The following is a 14,752-nucleotide window of genomic DNA, read 5'->3' as shown; positions in this document are numbered from 1 at the left end:
CTTGCGCGCCGATTAAAAGCCCGGCAACAGGCCGCCGCCCGATCCGGGCACGTCGCCGGTTGCCGCCGCATGCACGAAAGCAATGAGGAATACCGTAAAGCAGGCGAAAACAAGACCGTCAACCCGGTCCATAAAGCCGCCATGGCCGGGAATGAGATGGCTCGAGATCCTTGACCTGAAAACGCCGTTTCACGAAGGATTCGAAGAGATCGCCTATCTGGCTGAACACCGAAAGAATGAGAGCGAGCCCAAGCAGCAGCAGGCTGATTCTGCCGTGATAGGCAAGAGACACCGCGCCGCCGCCGATCAATGCGGCCACCGCTCCGCCGATAGCGCCTGACCAAGTCTTGCCCGGTGAGATCGACGGCGCAAGTTTTGGCCCGCCGATGGCGCGCCCGACGAAATAAGCGAGAATATCCGTCGACCAGACGACCGCGAAAATGAACAGGATGGCGACGAAACCGGTCAGCTCATCACCGCGAATGGCGGCCAGCGATATGCCGCTCAGACCCGCATAAACGATGCCGCCCACCAGCCACCAGTTTCTGCCACGCAAGACGGGAAAAAGTGCCGCCGTCAGCGTGAAGCCAGAGAGCAGAGGCAGGTCGAGCGAAGGTTCGCCGAAAATCGTGTTGCCGGCGATGACGGCAACCGCAAACCAGCCCCAGGCATTGCCGGTGGAATTGGTTTCCGACATGCGGGTGATTGTCGCCCATTCATAATAGATGAGGATCGCCAGCAGACCGGCCACGATGCGGAACAGAATGCCGCCATACCAGGTCGCAGCCAAAATGACCGCCGCCATGACGATTGCGGATATGATCCGCAGTCTGAGTTCACGGCTCATCAGGCGCCTGCCACGGCAACCTGCTCGGCCAGAGCGCCAAAACGGCGATCACGCGTTGCATATTGCTCGATTGCGGAAAAAAACCGCTGCCGGTCGAAGTCGGGCCAATATTCGGGAACAAACAGGAACTCGGAATAGGCGGCCTGCCAGAGCAGGAAGTTCGACAGCCGTTCCTCGCCGCTGGTGCGGATGATCAGATCAGGATCCGGTATGCCTGATGTATCAAGTCTTGCCGAAATAATCTCCGGCGTGATCGATTCTGCATCCAGCCGGCCTTCGGCGACATCGCGGGCAATCGCCATTGTCGCGCGGGCAATCTCGTCGCGGCTGCCGTAATTGAAGGCAATCACCAGCGTCAGCCTGGTGTTATCAGCCGTCATATGTTCCGCTTCTTCGAGAAGACTGCGGATATCGTTTTTCAGCCCCTGCCTATCGCCGATGATGCGCACACGCACGTTTTCGCGGTGCAGTTCCGCAAGGTCGCGCCTAATGAAAGCCTTCAAGAGCCCCATCAGGTCGCTGACCTCGGATTCGGGCCTGCGCCAGTTTTCCGACGAGAACGCGAAAAGTGTGAGATAGCGGACACCGCAGTCGCCGGCCGCACGCACCGTTTCGCGCACAGCCTCGACCCCGCGGCGATGCCCCATCACGCGCGGAAGACCGCGCTGTTTTGCCCATCGCCCATTTCCATCCATGATGATGGCGACGTGCTCGGGTATTGAGGAACGTGTCGTCGTCGGCATATCGATCCAGTAACAGGCAGCGCGGAATTAAAACGAATAAAATACAGGTCTATCGCAAGCGATACTAGACCTGCATGATTTCCTTTTCCTTCTCGCCAAGCAAGCGCTCAATTTCCGAAATCGTGTCGTCGGTGATTTTCTGCACTTTTTCCGACTGTCCACGGCTTTCGTCCTGACCGATATCACCGTCTTTTTCGGCTTTTTTCAGACCATCCATGCCATCGCGACGCACGTGACGAATCGCCACCTTGGACTTCTCGGCGTAGTCATGAGCTACCTTGACGAGTGATTTGCGGCGCTCCTCGTTGAGTTCTGGCAACGGGATACGCAGGTTCTGACCATCAACGATCGGGTTGAGGCCGAGATTGGATTCGCGGATGGCACGGTCGACGGCGTTCACCATCGACTTGTCCCAGATGTTGACGCCGAGCATGCGCGGCTCCGGAACCGTGATGTTTGCGACCTGGTTTAGCGGAACGCGCGAGCCATAGGCCTCGATGGTCACCGGATCGAGAATGTTGGCCGAAGCGCGGCCGGTGCGCAGCGATGCGATATCGCTTTTGAATGCATTGATGGCACCATCCATGCGGCGCTTGATATCGTTGAGGTCAATACCACTCATCTTGATACTCCATCTCTATCGGCCGTGGCGGCCGGAATACGCCACAGGGGCGACATCGTTTTTTGATTATTTGTCGTGCACGATGGTCTTGCGGCCGCCGCCGGTCAATATCTGCGCAAAACCGCCCTTCTCGTGGATCGAGAAAACAATGATCGGGATGTGATTCTCGCGGGCAAGCGCGACAGCTGCAATATCCATGACCGCCAGTCCCTTGCCGAGCACTTCGCTGTGGGTCAGCTCGTCGAAACGGGTGGCTGTCGGGTCCTTTTTCGGATCGGCGGAATAGATGCCGTCCACCTGGGTGCCCTTGAAGATCGCTTCCGCGCCCATTTCCGCGGCGCGCAGCGCTGCAGCGGAATCGGTGGTGAAGAAGGGGTTGCCCGTGCCGCCGGCAAAAATCACCACGCGGCCCTGCGCCAGATGGTGGAGCGCTGCACGCTGGGAGAAGCTCTCACAGATTTCCGGCATCGCAATTGCGGACAGAACGACGGTGTCAATGCTGAGCTTGCGAAGGGAGGTTGCGAGCGCCAGCGCGTTGATGACGGTGGCCAGCATGCCCATATGGTCGCCGGTAACGCGATCACCGCCCTTGGACGCCACGGCAACGCCGCGGAAGATATTGCCACCGCCGACGACAACGCCGACTTCAACGCCCATCGCCCTCGCCTCGGCAATATCGGAGGCGATACGGTCTGCAACCGCCACATCGATACCGAAACCCTGATCGCCCATAAGAGCTTCGCCGGAAGCCTTGAGAAGAACACGTTTGTAGATCGGCTTGGAAGACATCATGACTCCTCGGAAATGTAACCGAAACGCGGATACACGAAGGGCACCGCGTTGTCACGCGATGCCCTCCCGTTTTCCCAAGATTGGGTAAATATAATCAGCCCTTGGCGACTGCGGCGACTTCTGCTGCGAAATCGCTTTCTTCCTTTTCGACGCCTTCGCCGAGCAGCAGGCGAACCATGCCCGTCACTTCGATGGCAGCACCGGCTTCCTTTTCAGCTTCCTTGACGGCAGCGCCGACAGTGATGTCGGGGTTGATGACGAAAGCCTGCGACAGAAGAGCGACTTCTTCGAAGAACTTGCGCATGCGGCCATCAACCATCTTTTCGATGATGGCTTCCGGCTTGCCGGATTCACGGGCCTGCTCGATGAAGACGTTGCGTTCGCGCTCGGCCACGGCTGCGTCAACTTCCTCGGCGCGGATGGCGAGCGGGTTGGTTGCAGCGATGTGCATGGCGACCTGGCGGCCGATGGAGCTCAGAACGGCCTTGTCGCCGACCGACTTCAGGGCAACGAGAACGCCAAGCTTGCCGATGCCTTCGCCGGCAGCATTGTGGATGTAGGTCGCGACAACGCCGTGCTCGACTTCGAGTGCTGCCGAACGGCGCAGTGTCATGTTCTCGCCGATAGTGGCGATCGCGTCCTTGATGCTGTCGGAAACGGACTTGCCGGTTGCCGGATAGGTGGCGGCGCTGACTGCTTCAACGGTGCCGTCGGTGGAGAGCGCTACCTGGGCAATGCCGCGAATGAGATCCTGGAACGCGTCGTTGCGAGCAACGAAGTCGGTTTCGGAGTTGAGTTCGACAACAACAGCCTTGTGACCCATGGTGGCGACGCCGATCAGACCTTCGGCAGCCGTACGGCCAGACTTCTTGTCGGCCTTTGCGATGCCCTTGGCGCGCAGCCAGTCGATCGCCGCTTCCATGTCGCCATTGGTTTCAGCAAGAGCCTTCTTGCAGTCCATCATGCCTGCGCCGGATTTCTCGCGCAGTTCCTTCACCATTGCGGCTGTGATTTCGGTCATAGTTTGCCTCTTATCGGTTCGATCGGTCAGCCGGCTGAATTCGCCGTGCCGAAGTTCTGGGTGATGAGTGTACCCGGCCGCACACCCTTTGAAACCGCGACGATTTCAGGAAAGGGGCATGCGCATTCCCAAGTGCTGCGGCGTCTCCATACATCGAAACGATGGGTGCCGCTCAAGTGTGACAGCGTTATGAAGGCTGCCACCGGATTTCATCCGCATCAAAACGCCAGAGACTTCACCGAAGCCCCGACGGAGCGGTTTGAAACGAACAAGGCCGTCAACCCATTTAAGGTCTTTGACGGCCTTGTCATATCCTGGTCGAGGAGACGGCGACACGAAATCGCCGCCAGACAGGGCCTATATCAGGCGCCAGCCTCGTCTTCGAGCGCGGGCTCGATCGGAGCTTCTTCCGAAGCGCCGATGTCGCGGCCGGACGAACCCTGCTGACGCAGGATGCCGTCGATGGCGGCGCGGGCGATCAGGTCGCAATAGAGCGAGATGGCGCGCGATGCGTCGTCGTTACCCGGGATCGGATAGTCGATGTGATCCGGATCGCAGTTGGAGTCGATGATCGCAACGACCGGAATGCCAAGACGCTTGGCTTCTTCGATCGCGATCTTTTCCTTGTTGGTGTCGATGATGAACATCAGGTCCGGAACGCCGCCCATATCGCGGATACCGCCGAGAGCCTTTTCAAGCTTTTCGCGTTCGCGTTCGAGGGTCAGACGCTCTTTCTTGGAATAGCCGGTGCCTTCCGAGTTCAGAATCTCGTCAACCTTGCGCAGACGCTGGATCGAGTTGGAGATCGTCTTCCAGTTGGTCATCATGCCGCCGAGCCAGCGGGAGTTGACGTAATACTGGGCCGAACGCTTTGCGCTGTCGGCGATGATTTCAGACGCCTGACGCTTGGTGCCGACGAACAGAACGCGGCCGCCACGAGCAACGGTGTCGGACACGACCTGAAGGGCGCGCGACAGCATCGGAACGGTCTGAGCCAGGTCGATGATGTGGATGTTGTTACGGTCGCCGAAGATGTACGGCTTCATCTTCGGGTTCCAGCGATGCGTCTGGTGACCAAAGTGAACACCAGCTTCCAGAAGCTGACGCATAGAAAAATCGGGCAATGCCATGCCTAGTTACTCCTTTTCCGGTTTAACCCCCGCGAAGCGAACAGCGCCGATTTTCATCGACACCACCGGGCGGAACGGACCGGATTTCTCCCGGAACATCCCAAGCTTCGCGTGTGGAATGGTGAGGCGCATACAGTCGCCTCAGATAAAAAGCAAGCATTTCTGCGAAAAAACCGCGCAAACGGTCCGTCTTTTAGCGAACCGGCTTGTTTTCGCAGGTTTCCGGCTTGAGGATATCAAGCTTCGCGAGCTTGCCGGTCAGAACGAAATCGCCGTAATCCATCGTCAGATCGCGGGTGATTCCGTTATCGTAAAGCTTGAACGACATGCGGTAGATCGGCAGGGCGTCGGTGCCGGTCTTGTCGTTGTAATAAGCGATCGTCACCGGCCAGAACGCGGCTTTGCCGAATTCGCCCGCCTTGCCTGCCTCGGCATCGCCGTCCTTCGGCATCTGCGCCTTGCCGACAAGCGTCGAAGTGATCAGGCTTTCATCGCCGTCATCCGAGCCGTCGAAAATACGGGATTCGAAGATGCGCTTTCCCTGCTTGGCGTTTTCAATGACCTGAAACATGTGCTCGGTCGGAAATTCGCTGGCCACGAGATCGATCTGACGGGGGTCCGGGCGGGTCAGATCAACCTTCACACCCTCTTTGTTGTCGATTGCAGCGCCCTGCACTTCCTTGTCCAGCTTGTCGTCGGTGTAGGACTTGGTCTCGAAGGTGAACTTCTTGGCCGCCAGGTCCTCGAAGGTCGTCGTCTGCTGGTCGGTCATGCGGACCGCGTCGCCGGTGTTGATCTGTGTCACGAAACGGAAATCCGTCTTGTAACCCTGACAGGCAGAGCCGGTGAATTCATAGACCATGCGGCCCGTCATGCCCTCGATACCGGAACGATCCGTCGCGTCCTTGAGTTCGAGATCGTAGACGGCGCGATGGGCGATGAGGTCCGGAACCGTGACGGGCAAGGCATTGGCACCGTTCGACAGGCCGGTCATGAGCCCTGTGGCGGCAACGAAACCAAGCGTCCTGACAAACATTCAATATCTCCTGTTGGACTCGCTGCTCATATTGTACAAGCAACCGCCCGGCTTTTGGATCAACATCTTCTGAATGCCGGATTCTTGAAGGATTTACAACAAAACCGGAGACGAAAATGTCTGATGTCATCGAAGGCCGCCTCAAGGAACTGGGCTTTACTCTTCCCGTAGCGGCAGCACCTGCCGCAAACTACGTTCCGTTCACCATCAGCGGCAATCTTCTTTATGTATCGGGTCAACTGCCGATGGAATCAGGCAAGATTGCGGTGACTGGCCTCGTTGGCCGCGATGTTGACGTTGCAACCGCCCAGCGCGCCGCCGAATTATGCGCCGTCAACATTCTCGCACAGGTCAAGGCTGCCTTGAACGGCGACCTCTCGAAAATCCGTCGTATCCTCAAGCTGAACGGCTTCGTTGCCTCGGTTCCGGAGTTCGTTGAACAGCATCTCGTCATTAACGGCGCCTCCAATCTCCTCGCCAACGTTCTGGGTGATGCCGGCAAGCACGCCCGCGCCGCCGTCGGCATGGCCTGCCTGCCCTTCAATGCCGCCGTCGAGATCGACGCGATCGTGGAAATCGACGTATGACCCTTAAACTTTCCTGGCTTACCGCCCAGCCCGTCGCCCATCGCGGTTATCATGACCTGAACAAGGTGGTCTGGGAAAACACGCTATCCGCATTTTCGCGCGCCATCGACGCTGGTTTTGCCATCGAATGCGACGTGCAGCTGGCCGCCGATAGCGTGCCGGTGATTTTTCACGACGACGACATGGCCCGGCTGACGGGTATCAAGGGCGACGTGCGCGAACATACCGCCAGTGAATTGTCTCTGCTTTCGGTCGGTCAGACCAAGGACCGCATACCGACGCTGAAACAGCTTCTGGCGCTATGCGCCGGCAAGGTGCCGCTGGTGATCGAACTGAAAGGACGTCAGGGCGAAGGCGTCGATGACGGGTTTGCCGAAGCGGTGCTGGAAGATCTCGAGGGCTACAAGGGCCAGGTGGCTCTGATGAGCTTCGACCATCACCTCCTCAGAGACCTGAAGGCTGCAGGTTCGCCCTGGCCGCTCGGCCTTACCGCCGAAGGCGCCAAGCCGGAAGACTTCTTCAAACACGACGAGGCGATGCAGATCGGTGTTGATTTCATCTCCTATCATTGGGGTCATTTGCCCAATAGTTTCATCGAGGCGCAAAGAAAACTTGGGCTTCCCGTGATTACCTGGACTGTCAGGGATGAAAATGCGCGCGAGACTACCTATAAATATGCGGACCAGATGACATTCGAAGGTTTCGACCCGAGAGAGAACCCCTCCGCCACGGCATGACAGAAGACTATTCCATACGCGTTGCGCAATCCCTGAGGGATATCGATCCGGACAGCTGGAAACGGCTTTCCGGAACATCACGCAATGTGTCAGGAAAACCGTACAATCCTTTCATTTCCCACGCATTTCTATCCTCGATGGAAGATTCTGGATCGGCCACTGCCAAGACCGGATGGCTTGGGCACCATCTGCTTCTCGAAAACGGGTCGGGCGAACTTGTCGGAGCCGTTCCGGCCTATCTGAAGAACCACAGCAAGGGCGAATATGTCTTCGACCATGGCTGGGCGGATGCCTTTGAGCGAGCCGGCGGCCATTATTATCCGAAGCTGCAATGTTCGGTGCCGTTTACGCCGGCGAGCGGGCCGCGGCTGCTGGTATCCGAAACCGAAGACGAGACGCGCTTCAAACCGCTTCTGGCATCCGGCCTTGTCCAGGTGACGGAAAAGATCGGCGTTTCTTCCGCTCATGTCACGTTTCTGGAAGACGCCGACCTATCCGCGCTTCTGCTCCGGGACTTCCTGCACAGGACCGATCAGCAGTTCCACTTCATCAATGACGGCTATCGCGATCACAACGATTTTCTTGATGCCCTTTCATCGCGCAAGCGCAAGGGGCTGAAAAAGGAACGTCGGGCAGCGCTGGAAAACGGCATCGAGATCGACTGGTTGACCGGAAGCGACCTGACAGAGGAGATCTGGGACCAGTTCTTCGCCTTCTACATGGATACCGGCAGCCGCAAATGGGGACGGCCCTATCTGACGCGGGAATTCTATTCGCTGATCGGCGAGCGCATGCCTGATGACGTTCTGCTGGTCATGGCCAGACGCGAGGGACGCTATATCGCCGGTGCAATCAATTTCATTGGCTCGGATGCGCTTTACGGCCGACACTGGGGCTGTATCGAGGACCATCCCTTCCTGCATTTCGAGGTCTGTTACCATCAGGCGATCGATTTCGCGCTGTCGAAGGGTTTGAAGCGGGTGGAGGCGGGTGCGCAGGGTGAGCACAAGCTGGCGCGCGGTTACGTGCCGGTCACCACCCATTCAGCGCATTTCATCGTTCATCCGGGTCTGCGCCGCGCGATTGCCGATTATCTTCAGCGCGAGCGTGAAGAGGTCGAACATATTGGCGACTATCTGGAAGACCACACGCCCTTCCGCAAGGGTGAGCGACAGGAACACGAGCCGGATACATAAAGCTGTCGCGATCTTTCAGATTCGCTGCCTACGCTTTATGCCTTTGTTTCGTCGCATGTCGTTATCGCAAAACCGCTACACGCTTTTAGGCGACATGCTTTAGTCCGTTACGAGGAGAGACCACCGATGACCGCCAGCGCCTATGATGACAACAATATCTTCGCGAAAATCCTGCGCGGCGAAATTCCGAGCCACAAGCTCTATGAAGACGAGCATACGCTGGCTTTCATGGATGTGATGCCGCAGGCACCCGGCCATCTTCTGGTCGTTCCGAAAACCGGCTCGCGCAATCTGCTCGATGCCGACCCGCAGGTGCTGGCAAAGACCATTGCCGTGGTGCAGAAACTGGCAGTCGCAGCAAAGGAAGCCTTCGACGCGGACGGCGTCTTTATCGCCCAGTTCAACGAACCGGCGGCTGGCCAGACCGTGTTCCACCTGCATTTCCACGTCATTCCGCGCAAGGAAGGCGAGCCGCTGAAGCCGCATTCCCGCGCTATGGCCGATGGCGAAGTGCTGAAGGCCCATGCGGAAAAGATAAAGGCAGCGCTTGCCTCGTGATGTTTGCCAAGACGCCCAAGCGTTTGGCAGAATGGCGGCATCCGCACACCGTCACCCCGGAGCTTATCCGGGGTGCGGCGCGATCCAGTCCTTGATCGCGCAATATTCCTCTCGGCGCAGACGCGCCTTGGCTGGTTGCCGGATCTAGTCCGGCATGACGACCGTGGTGCTTATCATCATTCCACGGGACGGTAGGCATTCCTCTCCGGCCAGGGCCAGCCTTCAAGCACCGCCATATCCGGCCGGAATATCTCCACCTTCAGGGGATAGCACGGGACCGCGTCGCTCGAATGGCTGGCACCACAATCGCCGCCGGGGCAAGCGGAGAGCGCGCCGATGAGATCAATTTCCGCGAAGAGTTCCAGATAGTCGCCCGGCCGCACCGGGCTTGCCTTCATGAAATACTGATGCGTATCGCGGGTGAAACCCGTGCACATAAAGACGTTCAGAACATCGTGTACATGCGGTTCCGCCTCGCCGAATGACAGGCCTTTGGCCGCGGCGAGGGCATTGGTGAGGTTCGAATGGCAGCAATGGTGATAGTCGCCGCCGCTCAAAAGCTTGTTGGTGTAGGGATCGCACCGGGTGCCGATCACATCATGCACGCCACCGCCATCTTCATCCCAGCCATACCATGACAAAGTATCATGGGTGATGGTCGCCATCGGTCGCAGGGACGGCAGATTGCTCCACAGGTGGTTGCCTACGGAAACATGGGTCGCATGCAGGGCGCGGGTTTTGCCGCTGAAAAAGCGCTCCGTCAGATCATGGGCATTCCAGAGGTTCAAATCCCCCACCTGTGGGCCTTCGGTGCTGACGATGCGAAAAAAGTGTCCCTTAGGAACATTGAAAGTGCCGCCCTCGCGCGGTGGCACGATGACTTCGTCTATCTTCACCATGGCTTTTTTAGCCTGTGCCAGACGCGCCAGGTCCGGTGTCTGAAGTGTGCCGTTCGGATAAACGACGACGGGACGGACGGCGCGGCGCGCGGCGGCATCAATGGGTTCGGCGGCGGACAAGGGGGTCATGAAATCCTCGGATGGATGAAAATGTGACGCGAAATTGCGGCATGAATGGCGTGATGACAAGACGGGTTTTTCTTGCGCTCAAACCAAGTCTGACTTAGCCTCGCAGCATCATGAAACTGCCACCGCTCGCCACCCTCCGCGCGTTTGAAGCTGCGGCCAGAAGGACAAGTTTTTCCCTGGCCGCGCAGGAACTCGGCATGACGGCGACGGCCGTAAGCCAGCATGTGCGTAATCTGGAAACATGGCTCGGCGCGCCGCTTTTCGAGCGCCATGCGAGAGGCGTGAGACTGACGCCGGCGGGTCAGGAATTCGGCATGACGGTTTCGTCCGGCTTGGGGCAGATCGCTTCCGGTGCGGAACGGATCAGCCGGGGCCGCGACCGCATCACCGTTCGTCTGGCCAGCCTCCCTTCAGTGGTTGCGCATTTTCTGACACCCCGCCTGCCCCGTTTCCGCGCGCTCTATCCAGACATACAGGTGTCAATCAGCTATTCCGGCAGGAATGAGACCACGCAGCCCGATCTCAGCATCACCCACAGCCCACGCCCTGCGCAAAAAGCCGTGGCGCTTTTCAGTGCCGAGACGCGCCCGACATGCGCACCCGCTTACGCCACGAAGTCCGGTCCCTTCAACGATGTCTCAAGCCTGCTGCGGGCCGAATTGCTGCATGACACCACCGAGACGGCATGGCGGGACTGGCTGGCGACTGCTGGCCTATCCCTGTTCCAGGGCACGGGCCCAATCTTTGCGGACTTCAATCTGCTCGTGACCGCTCTCAAGGCGGGACACGGCATCGGCCTTTGCCCGACAGCGCTTCTTCGCGACGAAATCGCCGACGGTCAATTGACCGTGCTTTTCGATCGGGCGGCCGATGCGGACAAATATTACTGGTTGATCGAAGCAGAAGAGATGACCGCATCAGCCCGACTCCTGTCGGACTGGCTTGTCGATGAGGCGCGCGAGAGCGAAAACCGGGACGATTACTCCGCCGCGACGACTTGAGTCGAAGCGCGAGCCTTCTCTCCGTTTCTTTCCCTTACCGAAAGCCACTTGAGCAGCCAGGCTGAGGCTGCACAGACGATTGCAAACGCGACGAGACCGCCGAAAACATCAGACAGATGATGACCGCCTTGAACGAGAACGGCGGGCAACATCAAGATATTGATCGGCAAGATCACCGCCATCACCAACCAGTGACGTGGAACGAACCATACAGACATCGCCGCCATTAAGATATGAAACGAAGGGAAACCTATTAGTCCCAGCACGTTTTTGGGCGAAAGGTGAACAACCCCTTCCGTTATCAGGCGGTTCAACTCCTGCCCGTACGCATTATCAACCGCCAAGGGGATGGTCTGAGAAGCCCATTGCGGCAGTTGCACATAGGCGGATGGCCCAAATGACGGGAAAAATATCCAGAAGATTATACTTGCAAAAGCGCCCAGCACTCCCGTTACAAGGAAGTGGTGCAACATCCGCTCCTTGCCTGTAAAACCAAGCGTAATAACGATCACCAGAAGCTGCGGCAGCGACGTCGCATAAACGAAAAACAGGATCGTTCCGATCCACGGATGTGTCGCCGCCCAAGTGACGATGCCCATCCAACTATAACCGAAGGCTGCATCCACACGGAAAAGCACATGATCGATTGCCGGGAACGCGACAGGCAGGAACATGTAGTTAAAGACGGACGCGACAAGCGTAAAAAGAATGAACAGTCCGCCTGCGATTAGCGCGGCAGCTATGCGAAGATCACGCCCGCTTTTGCGATAGAACTGACCGAGAATAAAAACGCCGGCGCCCATCGATCCGCATAATAAATATCCGGCGTAGTCAACCCCGATGCCTTTGACAGCGATCAGTACCGTATCGATAACGAATAAGATGGTGATAAAGCCAAGTACAAAACGCTCTGCCGCAAAGAGTCGCATGGAATAGCCGCCCCGGTTCCAATCGACGGGACAGTAGGGTATTTAGCTTAATATTCATATAAGGAAAGTATTATAAACAACCCACCGGCCGAGAGCCAGATCGGCGCGGCCACGCCGGCGATAAAGCGATTGCCGGTCGCCAGGAATGCGATGAAACCGAATGTCGCCGCTCCGATGTGCAGCCACAGTAGCGATGCCTCCACGAGATGACCACATCGCCCCGGCTTCTGTCGGAACGGCTTGTTGCGGAGGCGCGCGAGTACGAAAACCGGGGCGATTATTCCGCCGCGAAGACTTGGGCAGGAACTGCTGCCGCCTTGCCGGCCCGTTCCTTTGCCGACAGCCAGTTGAGCAGACGGCTCGAGGCTGCGCAAACGATAACAAAAGCGAAGAGGCCGCCAAAAATATCCGAGAGATGATGTCCGCCCTGAACGAGAACGGCAGGCAGCATCAAAAGATTTAGCGGCAAAATCACCGCCATCACCAGCCAGTGACGCGGAACGAACCAGACGGACATCGCCGCCATGAAGATGTGAAACGACGGGAAACCGATCAATCCCAACACGTTTTTAGGGGTGAGATAGCTTACGCCTTCCTGCCCCAATCGCATCAGTTCCTGTCCATAGGCAGGATCGACCGCCATTGGAATTGTCTCGGTGACCCATTGCGGCAGATCCAGATAGGCTTTAGCGCCGTAAGTTGGAAAAAATATCCAAAAAACGATGCTGGCGAGAGCGCCAAGCACACCCGTTACCAGAAAATGGTGCAGCATCCGATCCTTGCCGGTAAAACCCAGCATGATGACGATCAACAGCAGTTGCGGCAGCGACGTCGCATAGACAAAAAACAAGGTTTTGCCGATCCACGGTTGGGTAGCAGCCCAGATGACAACATCCCGCCAGTTATAGCCGAGCGCGGCATCCACGCTCAACAACAGGGGATCGATCGCCGGAAACTGAACCGGCAGGAACATGTAGTTAAACACAGAGCCCGCCAGCGAAAAAAGGATGAACAGCCCAGCGGAAACAAGTGCAGCCGCTATGCGAAGATCACGCTCGCTTATCCGGTAGAACTGGCCAAGAAGAAAAACCCCGGTACCCGCCACCAGGCACAGAGAATATCCGGTATAGTCAACCTCAATGCCCTTCGTCATAATCAATGCAACATCGACAATAAATAATATAAAAATTACATTCAGTACAAAACGTTCTGCTATAAATAACTTCATAGAATTTACCCCAGACGCCTTCAGCGGAAATCTAGGTCATTGGCCTTAATATTCGGATAAGAAGAGTACTAAAAACCGAGCACAAACAACCCGGCTGCCAAAAGTGCGATGGGCACAGCCACGCCGACAATGACACGCTGGCCGGCGGCCAGGAACGCTGTGAAACCGAGTGCTGCCGCGCCGATGCGTAGCCATAGCGGTGAAGCTTCAAGCGTTCCGGTTGGAAAGACGATCAGCTTGGCGGTGACGGCCATCACGAGCGCGGTGGCGACTGCCCTCACCCAGTATAGCGCCTCGGAATCCTCCTTCAGCCGGTTGCCGGCGAGCACGCCGAGCCAGCGCCAGAGATCGGTCGCCAGCCAGCCAGCAATGGCGATGAAGAGATAGGGCGCCCACCACTGTTCGGTCATCATGGTTCGCTCTCCGGTGAGACGGGACCGATCTTTCGACGAAAGACGAAACGGTCGATCAGATAAGCCACCGTGCCGCCACCGATCCCGGCATAGAGAATGTCGAATTCCGGCGCGATTAACGCAAAGACCGGCCCCGCGATCACACCGATGATGAAGGCGACCTTGACGACGGAATGGCGGGCGGTCGCCCAGATCGACGCTATGAAATAGACAGGCGTCAGAAAAAACAGCACGCCTGCGACAAGCGGTGGAAAAGCCGCGACGACGCCGTAACAAAGGCCGACAATGATAGCGTTGACGACGGTAAGGGTAATGCCGAAACCGGCAAACCACGCAGCCCGTGCTTCGCGCGGTATCTTGGAAAGATTTTGCGTGGCGAAGACCCAGGCGGTGATCGCCACGAAGTGGGAGAGGAACAACAAAATCCATGTCGGCGTTTTTGCGCCACGCATCTCCGGAACGATGGAGGCAACCATGGGCATCATTCGCACCGATGACAGCGTCACCGCCAGAAAACACGCGGCAAGATTGGCGCCGCCGACCATCGAGCCGATCAGGATCATCTTGGCCGGCAAAGCCCAGATAACCAGCGTCATAAACACCGCTTCCCCACGTTGAACGCCCGATTCCAGCGCGAAGGCGCTGAAACCGACGAAGGATGTCATGAGAATAAGCGAGGGCAGCGAGAATATGCCCCGCATTCCCCTGAAAAACCAGCCGCGCAGGGGGATGGTATCGCTGTCTGCTGATTGCATTGCTGGTCCACTAATGCATGTCGTCCGAAAGTGCGCAGCGGTTTCGGAATGATGAGAAAAATAAAGCGCGCTTCACGAATCCGGTAAAATGCGACGCGCTTCAGGCATGAAAATGCCGGGCTTTCGCCC

General features: G+C 57.6%; 16 protein-coding genes and 1 pseudogene. 5 read left to right on the top strand and 12 right to left on the bottom strand.

Annotated features, from left to right (window positions below; translation table 11 throughout):
* Positions 1–12: 12 nt before the first annotated feature.
* The 7 genes and pseudogenes from RBH71_RS19180 to RBH71_RS19150 form a co-directional block, all read right to left on the bottom strand.
* Positions 13–847 (bottom strand): annotated as a pseudogene (locus tag RBH71_RS19180) (phosphatidate cytidylyltransferase).
* Complete coding sequence (locus RBH71_RS19175) at positions 847–1,590, bottom strand: isoprenyl transferase (RefSeq protein ID WP_003512842.1); 744 nt, start codon at positions 1,588–1,590, stop codon at positions 847–849. Before RBH71_RS19175 ends, RBH71_RS19180 begins: the two are co-directional and overlap by 1 nt.
* A 64-nt stretch (positions 1,591–1,654) precedes the next feature.
* Positions 1,655–2,212 carry a ribosome recycling factor gene (gene frr / locus RBH71_RS19170; RefSeq protein WP_003512840.1) on the bottom strand — a complete coding sequence of 186 codons (558 nt, stop codon included), beginning with the start codon at positions 2,210–2,212 and terminating at the stop codon, positions 1,655–1,657.
* A gap of 66 nt (positions 2,213–2,278) precedes the next feature.
* Positions 2,279–3,001, bottom strand: a complete 723-nt coding sequence (pyrH, locus tag RBH71_RS19165) for a UMP kinase (protein WP_003502561.1) — start codon at positions 2,999–3,001, stop codon at positions 2,279–2,281.
* Between the two features lie 97 nt (positions 3,002–3,098).
* Complete coding sequence (gene tsf, locus RBH71_RS19160) at positions 3,099–4,025, bottom strand: translation elongation factor Ts (protein ID WP_003512838.1); 927 nt, start codon at positions 4,023–4,025, stop codon at positions 3,099–3,101.
* A 362-nt stretch (positions 4,026–4,387) separates the two neighbouring features.
* Positions 4,388–5,155 carry a 30S ribosomal protein S2 gene (gene rpsB / locus RBH71_RS19155; protein ID WP_003512836.1) on the bottom strand — a complete coding sequence of 256 codons (768 nt, stop codon included), beginning with the start codon at positions 5,153–5,155 and terminating at the stop codon, positions 4,388–4,390.
* A 193-nt stretch (positions 5,156–5,348) separates the two neighbouring features.
* Entirely contained in the window at positions 5,349–6,191 is an 843-nt protein-coding gene (locus RBH71_RS19150; protein WP_003512831.1) for a cell envelope integrity EipB family protein, read from the bottom strand.
* Between the two features lie 116 nt (positions 6,192–6,307).
* Between RBH71_RS19150 and RBH71_RS19145 the strand changes: the two genes are divergently transcribed.
* The 4 genes from RBH71_RS19145 to RBH71_RS19130 all read left to right on the top strand — a co-directional run bounded on the left by RBH71_RS19145 (position 6,308) and on the right by RBH71_RS19130 (position 9,269).
* The gene (locus tag RBH71_RS19145; RefSeq protein WP_003512829.1) at positions 6,308–6,778 is read left to right on the top strand and encodes a RidA family protein; all 471 of its coding nucleotides are present in this window, start codon (positions 6,308–6,310) and stop codon (positions 6,776–6,778) included.
* Positions 6,775–7,515, top strand: coding sequence for a glycerophosphodiester phosphodiesterase (locus RBH71_RS19140; protein WP_003512827.1), 741 nt, complete (start codon positions 6,775–6,777; stop codon positions 7,513–7,515). Before RBH71_RS19145 ends, RBH71_RS19140 begins: the two co-directional genes overlap by 4 nt.
* On the top strand, positions 7,512–8,711 hold the full coding sequence (locus RBH71_RS19135; protein WP_323687449.1) for a GNAT family N-acetyltransferase: 1,200 nt from the start codon (positions 7,512–7,514) through the stop codon (positions 8,709–8,711). Before RBH71_RS19140 ends, RBH71_RS19135 begins: the two co-directional genes overlap by 4 nt.
* Before the next feature lie 126 nt (positions 8,712–8,837).
* Positions 8,838–9,269, top strand: a complete 432-nt coding sequence (locus RBH71_RS19130; RefSeq protein WP_003512824.1) for an HIT family protein — start codon at positions 8,838–8,840, stop codon at positions 9,267–9,269.
* Positions 9,270–9,445: 176 nt separating this feature from the next.
* On the opposite strand, the gene RBH71_RS19125 is transcribed toward RBH71_RS19130, so the two are convergent.
* Complete coding sequence (locus RBH71_RS19125) at positions 9,446–10,297, bottom strand: urea carboxylase-associated family protein (RefSeq protein WP_003512823.1); 852 nt, start codon at positions 10,295–10,297, stop codon at positions 9,446–9,448.
* 110 nt (positions 10,298–10,407) lie between these two features.
* On the opposite strand from RBH71_RS19125, the gene RBH71_RS19120 reads away from it, so the two are divergent.
* Positions 10,408–11,298, top strand: coding sequence for a LysR family transcriptional regulator (locus RBH71_RS19120; protein WP_003512822.1), 891 nt, complete (start codon positions 10,408–10,410; stop codon positions 11,296–11,298).
* On the opposite strand, the gene RBH71_RS19115 is transcribed toward RBH71_RS19120, so the two are convergent.
* The 4 genes from RBH71_RS19115 to RBH71_RS19100 all read right to left on the bottom strand — a co-directional run bounded on the left by RBH71_RS19115 (position 11,277) and on the right by RBH71_RS19100 (position 14,623).
* Complete coding sequence (locus RBH71_RS19115; RefSeq protein ID WP_003512821.1) at positions 11,277–12,227, bottom strand: phosphatase PAP2 family protein; 951 nt, start codon at positions 12,225–12,227, stop codon at positions 11,277–11,279. The two genes, RBH71_RS19120 and RBH71_RS19115, sit on opposite strands and share 22 nt — an antisense overlap.
* Positions 12,228–12,504: 277 nt before the next feature.
* Positions 12,505–13,455, bottom strand: a complete 951-nt coding sequence (locus RBH71_RS19110) for a phosphatase PAP2 family protein (RefSeq protein ID WP_013636012.1) — start codon at positions 13,453–13,455, stop codon at positions 12,505–12,507.
* A gap of 68 nt (positions 13,456–13,523) precedes the next feature.
* Complete coding sequence (locus tag RBH71_RS19105; protein ID WP_003512818.1) at positions 13,524–13,868, bottom strand: AzlD domain-containing protein; 345 nt, start codon at positions 13,866–13,868, stop codon at positions 13,524–13,526.
* Complete coding sequence (locus RBH71_RS19100; RefSeq protein WP_323687448.1) at positions 13,865–14,623, bottom strand: AzlC family ABC transporter permease; 759 nt, start codon at positions 14,621–14,623, stop codon at positions 13,865–13,867. Before RBH71_RS19100 ends, RBH71_RS19105 begins: the two co-directional genes overlap by 4 nt.
* Between the last annotated feature and the right edge of the window lie 129 nt (positions 14,624–14,752).

The organism is Rhizobium sp. AN68 (genome assembly GCF_030758035.1).
Taxonomy (GTDB): domain Bacteria; phylum Pseudomonadota; class Alphaproteobacteria; order Rhizobiales; family Rhizobiaceae; genus Agrobacterium; species Agrobacterium tumefaciens.
Note: the sequence above shows the minus strand (reverse complement) of the source record. Positions and strands in the feature narration are given on the sequence as shown.

Excerpts from the sequence above, each read along its gene's own strand:
- RBH71_RS19110 (WP_013636012.1), bottom strand. The coding sequence starts at position 13,455 with ATGAAGTTATTTATAGCAGAACGTTTTGTACTGAATGTAATTTTTATA.
- pyrH (WP_003502561.1), bottom strand. The coding sequence starts at position 3,001 with ATGTCTTCCAAGCCGATCTACAAACGTGTTCTTCTCAAGGCTTCCGGC.
- RBH71_RS19145 (WP_003512829.1), top strand. The coding sequence starts at position 6,308 with ATGTCTGATGTCATCGAAGGCCGCCTCAAGGAACTGGGCTTTACTCTT.
- RBH71_RS19135 (WP_323687449.1), top strand. The coding sequence starts at position 7,512 with ATGACAGAAGACTATTCCATACGCGTTGCGCAATCCCTGAGGGATATC.
- rpsB (WP_003512836.1), bottom strand. The coding sequence starts at position 5,155 with ATGGCATTGCCCGATTTTTCTATGCGTCAGCTTCTGGAAGCTGGTGTT.
- RBH71_RS19175 (WP_003512842.1), bottom strand. The coding sequence starts at position 1,590 with ATGCCGACGACGACACGTTCCTCAATACCCGAGCACGTCGCCATCATC.
- RBH71_RS19140 (WP_003512827.1), top strand. The coding sequence starts at position 6,775 with ATGACCCTTAAACTTTCCTGGCTTACCGCCCAGCCCGTCGCCCATCGC.
- RBH71_RS19130 (WP_003512824.1), top strand. The coding sequence starts at position 8,838 with ATGACCGCCAGCGCCTATGATGACAACAATATCTTCGCGAAAATCCTG.
- RBH71_RS19150 (WP_003512831.1), bottom strand. The coding sequence starts at position 6,191 with ATGTTTGTCAGGACGCTTGGTTTCGTTGCCGCCACAGGGCTCATGACC.
- RBH71_RS19115 (WP_003512821.1), bottom strand. The coding sequence starts at position 12,227 with ATGCGACTCTTTGCGGCAGAGCGTTTTGTACTTGGCTTTATCACCATC.
- RBH71_RS19100 (WP_323687448.1), bottom strand. The coding sequence starts at position 14,623 with ATGCAATCAGCAGACAGCGATACCATCCCCCTGCGCGGCTGGTTTTTC.
- RBH71_RS19105 (WP_003512818.1), bottom strand. The coding sequence starts at position 13,868 with ATGATGACCGAACAGTGGTGGGCGCCCTATCTCTTCATCGCCATTGCT.
- RBH71_RS19125 (WP_003512823.1), bottom strand. The coding sequence starts at position 10,297 with ATGACCCCCTTGTCCGCCGCCGAACCCATTGATGCCGCCGCGCGCCGC.
- RBH71_RS19120 (WP_003512822.1), top strand. The coding sequence starts at position 10,408 with ATGAAACTGCCACCGCTCGCCACCCTCCGCGCGTTTGAAGCTGCGGCC.
- tsf (WP_003512838.1), bottom strand. The coding sequence starts at position 4,025 with ATGACCGAAATCACAGCCGCAATGGTGAAGGAACTGCGCGAGAAATCC.
- frr (WP_003512840.1), bottom strand. The coding sequence starts at position 2,212 with ATGAGTGGTATTGACCTCAACGATATCAAGCGCCGCATGGATGGTGCC.